Consider the following 5,749-nt stretch of genomic DNA (forward strand, 5'->3'; position numbering starts at 1 on the left):
TCCCACCCCCCCGCACTTCCGATCTGCGCCGGGTGTGGGGGGGGCGGCGCACGGAGCGGCCCGGTGACGGGTCCGTCCGTGCGCGGGCCATCCGGGCTCGTTCTGCCAAGGCCCGTCATGCCAGGGCGCTTGCCCGGGCACGTCTCGGGGTTGCCCGGGCTCAGGCCATCCAGAAGAACACGGCCGTCATCCGCCGCTCCTCCAGCGTGATGCCGGAGTACGCGGTGGCGCTGTGGATCAGGTTGGCGTGGTACAGCAGCAGCCGGTTGTAGCGGTTGGGGACGCGGACGTCCTCGGTGAACGCGTCGCCGGGAACGCGGCGGGTGCCGAGCGCCTCGACCAGGTTGTGGTGGGGTGCGTTCACCAGGTTGCCGCCGAGGCGGCCGCCGGGGAACTGCTGGCGGTAGAAGCTGGTGCCGGCGTCCTTCGGGGCGCCGGGGGAGAGGTAGAGCACGGCGGCGTAGCGGCACAGCGCCCGCGAGTCGGTGTGCGGCCGGGACTCCGACTCCCCGGCGCCGACGAGCTGCACACAGTTGTGGTTGAGCGTGCCGCCGCCGGGCGTGCTCTGCACCCAGAGCTTGGACGCGCCGGTCGACTTGCGGACCAGGGCTTCCACCCGGGCCAGCTCGTCCGGTTCCAGGCCGGGCATGGTGCGCAGGCCGGGCCAGGCCTCGGGCCGGTACGGGTAGCCCTCGGTCCAGTCGCCGCGGGCGAGCACGCGCTCGCGGACGGCGTCGGGGTCGGGCAGGACGTCGTCCAGGACCCAGTAGTCCCGGCCGGGGGTCGGTTTGCGGTAGGGCAGGACCGGCAGGGCGGTCCGCCCGGGGGGTTGTGCGGGCATGCGCCGACCATAGGGGCGGAGGTCACCAACGTTCTGCCGTGAGCAGGTCAACCTTTCGCCAAGTGCCTTCGGTGGCGATCTGCCTGGTCAGGCCCGTGACGGCCCGTGTTGACGAGGCCTCACGGTGCAGACCGGACCGCGTACCCGCCGAGGGCGCTCTCCAGCTGATCGAAGGCGCGGGCCGCGGACGCGCGGACGGCGTCGGCTATCGGTCCGTGCTCCTCGCCCGCCAGGACGCGGCGGAACACCTCGGCGAACAGCGTCCGGTGGATCGAGGCGAGCAGGGCGGCCGCGAGGCGGGCGGTGAGGTCGGCCGGCGGCGAGTCGGTGGCCTCGGCGAGTGCGGTGCCGAGCGCGTCCTCGCTCTGTTCGTGGATCTCGCGCAGACGGGCGGCCAGCGCGGGGCTCTCGGTGACGGTGCGGGCGAAGTCCGCCCCGGCGAAACCGAGCGAGGGGTCCTGCCGGTCGACCGCCGCCAGGCACTCCCGGCGCAGCGCGGCCAGGGCGGACTCGCCGGGTGCGCGCCCGGCGACCGTTCGCGCGAGGCCGGCGACGAGCTCCTCGTGCCGGTCGAGGAAGAGGTCCTCCTTGCGCGGGAAGTGGTTGGTGACGGTCATCTTGGCCACCCCGGCGGCCGCCGCGACCTCGGCGAGAGTGGTCCGGTCGAAGCCCTGCTCGATGAAGAGCCGGGTCGCGGCGTGCGAGATCGCCAGGCGGGTGCGCTGCTTGTTGCGCTCGCGCAGGTTCGGGATGCCGTCCGTCATGGGGCGATCCTAGCGCAGCTTCGCTAGGTCGAGCACAGGAATTAGGCTTGACCCAATGAATATGTCGGACCTAAGTTCTTCCTCGGCGGCCCGAGCGGCCGCCGGACGGATGCGCCCGCACGCTTCGGGGCGCGTCCGGGCGACTCACGAACCCAGGGGAGGGACTCATGGCCGGATCGGCCACCACGTCACACGCCGGAAGCACCGGAAGCACCGGAAGCACCGGAAGTGCCGGACGCACCGGGCGGGCGGGTCGGCGGGCCGGGCGCGAGCCGATCCCGCCCGGGCTGTTCAGGATGGGTGCCGTCCTCGCGCTGGGCCCGGTGCTGGCCCAGCTCGACGCCACGATCGTCAGCGTCGGCATCGACCCCGTCGCCCGTGAGCTGCACAGCCCGGTGGCCGCCGTCCAGTGGGTGTCCATCGGCTACCTGCTGGCCATATCGCTCGCCATGCCGCTCTCCGGCTGGGCGGCCGGCCGGTTCGGCGCACGCCGGATGTGGCTGGTCTCTGTGGCGTTGTTCGTCGCCGGTTCCGCCCTCTGCGGGCTGGCCTGGTCGACCGGCAGCCTGATCGCCTTCCGCGTGCTGCAGGGGATCGGCGGCGGCATGATGCAGCCCCTCGGGCAGACGATCATGGTGCAGGCGGCCGGTCCCTCCCGGATCGGCCGGGTGATGGGCACGCTGATGCTGCCCATCAGCCTGGCCCCGGTCCTGGGGCCGGTCCTCGGCGGCCTCGTCCTGGAGCACCTGGACTGGCGCTGGATGTTCCTGTTGAACGTCCCGGTCGGGCTGGTCACGCTGCTGCTCGCCGTCCGGGCCGTTCCGGCCGACGGGGAGCGTCCGCACCCGCGCCCCCGGCTGGACGCCCTCGGGCTCGCGCTGCTCTCACCGGGCCTGACGGCCCTCGTCTACGGGCTCGCCACGATCGGCGGCGACGCGGGCACCGGCAGCGTGGCGGCCGTCGTGCTCGGCTCCGCACTGCTGCTGGGATACGGCGCGCACGCGTTGCGCACCCCGCGCGGGGGCCGTCCGCCGCTGATCGACCTGCGGCTGTTCGCCGGGCGCGGCTTCTCGGTGGCCACGGCCAACTCCTTCCTCCAGGGAGCCTCGGTCTACAGCTCGATGTTCCTGGTGCCGCTCTACTTCCAGCAGGTCCGGCACACCGGCGCCGTCGAGGCGGGGCTGCTGCTGGCGCCGCAGGCCCTCGGCACGGGGGTCGCGGCGCTGCTGGCCGGCCGGATCGCCGACCGCATAGCCCCGCGGCCGCTGATCCTGGTCGGTATCGCCTGCTCGCTGGTCGGCACGCTCGCCTTCACCCGGCTCGGCTCCGGCTCCGGCCCGGCCGACGGTCTGCTGGCCGCCTCGCTGGCGCTGCGCGGCGCCGGCATGGGCATCATCGGCATCCCCGGGATGGCGGCGGTGTACAGCAGCGTGGAGCGGTCGCAGGTCCCGGCCGCCGCCGGCGCGGTGAACGTCCTGAACCGGCTGGGCGGCGCGCTCGGCACCGCGGTCCTCACGCTCGTCCTCCAGCAGTCGCTGGCCGGCCACCCGGCGCAGCCGGCCGCGGCCTTCGGCGAGACCTTCTGGTGGGTCCTCGGCCTCTCCGCCCTCTCCATCGCACCCGCGCTGCTCTACCCGGCCGACCGCAAGCGCCCCTGACCGCCGCTCAGTACCGATCACTGCCGTGCGCGGCAGGCCGGCCACAGCCACCACGGGGTTCCGCGGCCGCCCCGACCTTCCATGGAGTAGCCATGTTCACCAAGCACCCCGAGCTCCGCCTGCTCAGCGTCCACGCCCACCCCGACGACGAGTCCAGCAAGGGCGCCGCCACGCTCGCCCACTACGCCGCCGACGGCGTCGAGGTCATGGTCGCGACCTGTACCGGAGGCGAGCGCGGCTCCGTGCTCAACCCGGCGCTCGACCGTCCCGAGGTCCGGGCCGACCTCGCCGGGATCCGGAGGGCGGAGATGGCCGCCGCCCGCGAGATCCTCGGGGTCGGCCAGCGCTTCCTCGGCTTCACGGACTCGGGCCTGCCCGGCCCCGGCGAGCCGCTGCCCGAGGGCTGTTTCGCGCTCCAGCCGGTCGGGGCGGCCGCGGCACCCCTGGTCGCCCTGTTCCGCGAGTTCCGCCCGCACGTCGTGGTCACGTACGACGAGACCGGCGGCTACCCGCACCCCGACCACGTGATGACCCACCGGGTCACGGTCGAGGCCTTCGAGGCGGCCGCCGACCCGGACCGCTACCCGGAGGCCGGCGCGCCCTGGCAGCCGGCCAAGCTCTACTACCACCTCGCGCTCTCCCGGGCCTGGTTCCAGACCCTGCACGACGCGATGACGGCGCAGGGCGTCGACTCGGCGATGGGCGGGCTGCTCGCCGACTGGCCGGACACCCCGCCCGCCCTCGCCACCACCACGCGGATCGCCTGCGCCGAGCAGTTCGCCGTACGCGACGCCGCGCTGCTGGCACACGCCACCCAGATCGAGCCCGGCGCGGGATTCATGGCGCACCCGCGGGACATCGAGCGCGAGGTCTGGCCAACGGAGGACTACCACCTCGCCCGCAGCACGGTCCGGACGGAACTCCCCGAGGCCGACCTGTTCGCCGGCCTGCGCGCCGGGGAGGTGGGCGGATGAGGTGGCCCTGCTCCGCCGCCCCGGCCGCCCCGGCCGTCGCGGGCGGTGCGGTCGGGGCGGCCGCTGCGGGCCGGTGGGTGTCAGCACTGTCCGTCGGCGAGGACGAAGTAGCCGGGACCGGTCTGTTTCAGGGTGTGGGTGGTGAAGGTGTTCCACAGGCCCATGCTCTGGCCCGAGCCGAGGGCGTACGTGAGACCGCCGCTCTGCGTCGCCCGGCCCGCCTGCACCTGGTTGTAGTTGTCGTCCGTGAAGCACGGCGGCGCGCTGCCGGTGGTGCTCGCCGTCACCACCGCCGAGTGGACACCCTCGATGCCCGCCGCGTCCACGGCCGCCACGGTGTAGCCGTAGGACGTCCCCGCACTCAGCCCGGTGTCGGTGTACCCGGCGGCCGTCGGGGCAGCCACCCTGGCCCCGTCCCGGTACACCGCGTACGAGGCGGCCCCGGTGACGGCCTGCCAGGTGAGGGCGACCGCGTCCGGCCCGGTGGCGGTCGCGGTCAGCCCGGCGGGCGCGGGCAGCGCCGGGGTGGTCGGGCCGCCGCGGTCCAGGCCCCAGAACCGGGCGGTGTAGTAGCCGGAGCAGATCGTGTCGAGGAAGTAGCTGCCGGTGGCCCCGCACTGGTCGGTGCCCGAGCCCGGGTCGACCGCCAGCCCGTGCCCCATCCCGGCGACCGAGTAGAGCGCCACCGCGGGCCGGCCGTTCGCGTCCTCGTAGACGGACTCCGTGGTGCCGCCCGGCAGGCTCCGGGTGGCGGACGCGTTCTGGCCGACGCCCCAGACGTCCGTCCACTGGTCGCGCAGCTCCGTCGCGTTCACCGGCTTCACGGTGGTGTCGGCGGTGCCCTGCCAGATCGCCACCCGTGGCCACGGCCCGGCGTACCCCGGGTACGCCCGGCGGACCTTGTCGCCCCACTGGGCGGGCGTGAGGCGTTGGTCGGAGTTCTGGCAGCCGGAGGCGGCGCTCTGGGTGGTGGCACAGTGCGCGGGCAGTCCGGAGTCGACCGCGCCGCCGGCGAACACGTCCGGGTAGTCGGCCAGCAGGTCGGCCGCCATCCCGCCGCCCGCCGAGAGACCGGTGACGAACACCCGCTGCCGGTCCGAGCCGTACGACGACTCGGCCTTGGCCACCATCTCGACCACCGACTCGGCCTCGCCCTTGCCCCGGGCGTCCTTGCCGGCGTCGAACCAGCTGAAACAGGAGAGGCTGTTGTTGGCCGGTCCGGTCTGCGGGAACACCACGGCGAAGCCGTACAGGTCGGCGAACTTGGTCCAGCCGGAGTCGCGGTAGTAGTCGGTCGCGGTCTGTACGCAGCCGTGCAGCGCGACCACCAGCGGCGCCCCGGCCGGCAGTCCCGCCGGGACGTAGGCGTACATCGCCAGATTGCCCGGGTTGGAGCCGAAGCCGGTGACCTGCTGGAACGTCTCGCCAGGCCCGGCATCCGCGGCGGCGACCACCGGGACGAGGAAGCGCAGGGTGTCGACGACGTGGATGAAGTCGTCGAAGACCAGGCTG

The 5,749-nt window shown here is 74.1% G+C and carries 5 protein-coding genes; 2 read left to right on the forward strand and 3 right to left on the reverse strand.

Translation table 11 applies throughout. The annotated features are described in order from the left end of the window. Positions 1–160 precede the first annotated feature (160 nt). Complete coding sequence (locus ABZ885_RS34130; RefSeq protein WP_360197492.1) at positions 161–841, reverse strand: DUF6445 family protein; 681 nt, start codon at positions 839–841, stop codon at positions 161–163. A gap of 119 nt (positions 842–960) precedes the next feature. Next, the gene (locus ABZ885_RS34135; protein ID WP_360197495.1) at positions 961–1,605 is read right to left on the reverse strand and encodes a TetR/AcrR family transcriptional regulator; all 645 of its coding nucleotides are present in this window, start codon (positions 1,603–1,605) and stop codon (positions 961–963) included. A 296-nt stretch (positions 1,606–1,901) separates the two neighbouring features. Here ABZ885_RS34135 and ABZ885_RS34140 point away from each other — a divergent pair, with 296 nt between their 5' ends. Further along, positions 1,902–3,263 (forward strand): MDR family MFS transporter, encoded by a 1,362-nt coding sequence (locus ABZ885_RS34140; protein WP_360197498.1) that lies wholly within the window; start codon positions 1,902–1,904, stop codon positions 3,261–3,263. 92 nt (positions 3,264–3,355) lie between these two features. Continuing rightward, entirely contained in the window at positions 3,356–4,237 is an 882-nt protein-coding gene (gene mca / locus ABZ885_RS34145) for a mycothiol conjugate amidase Mca (RefSeq protein ID WP_360197501.1), read from the forward strand. Positions 4,238–4,317: 80 nt separating this feature from the next. Here the strand turns inward: mca and ABZ885_RS34150 are convergent, their stop codons facing one another. Beyond that, positions 4,318–5,691 (reverse strand): PHB depolymerase family esterase, encoded by a 1,374-nt coding sequence (locus ABZ885_RS34150; RefSeq protein ID WP_360197504.1) that lies wholly within the window; start codon positions 5,689–5,691, stop codon positions 4,318–4,320. Positions 5,692–5,749 lie beyond the last annotated feature (58 nt).

This window comes from Kitasatospora sp. NPDC047058 (assembly GCF_040643935.1).
In the GTDB taxonomy this organism is placed as follows: domain Bacteria; phylum Actinomycetota; class Actinomycetes; order Streptomycetales; family Streptomycetaceae; genus Kitasatospora.

What these genes read in the sequence shown, in the direction of transcription:
- ABZ885_RS34135 (WP_360197495.1), bottom strand. Translation starts at nt 1,605, where the DNA reads ATGACGGACGGCATCCCGAACCTGCGCGAGCGCAACAAGCAGCGCACC.
- mca (WP_360197501.1), top strand. Translation starts at nt 3,356, where the DNA reads ATGTTCACCAAGCACCCCGAGCTCCGCCTGCTCAGCGTCCACGCCCAC.
- ABZ885_RS34140 (WP_360197498.1), top strand. Translation starts at nt 1,902, where the DNA reads ATGGGTGCCGTCCTCGCGCTGGGCCCGGTGCTGGCCCAGCTCGACGCC.
- ABZ885_RS34130 (WP_360197492.1), bottom strand. Translation starts at nt 841, where the DNA reads ATGCCCGCACAACCCCCCGGGCGGACCGCCCTGCCGGTCCTGCCCTAC.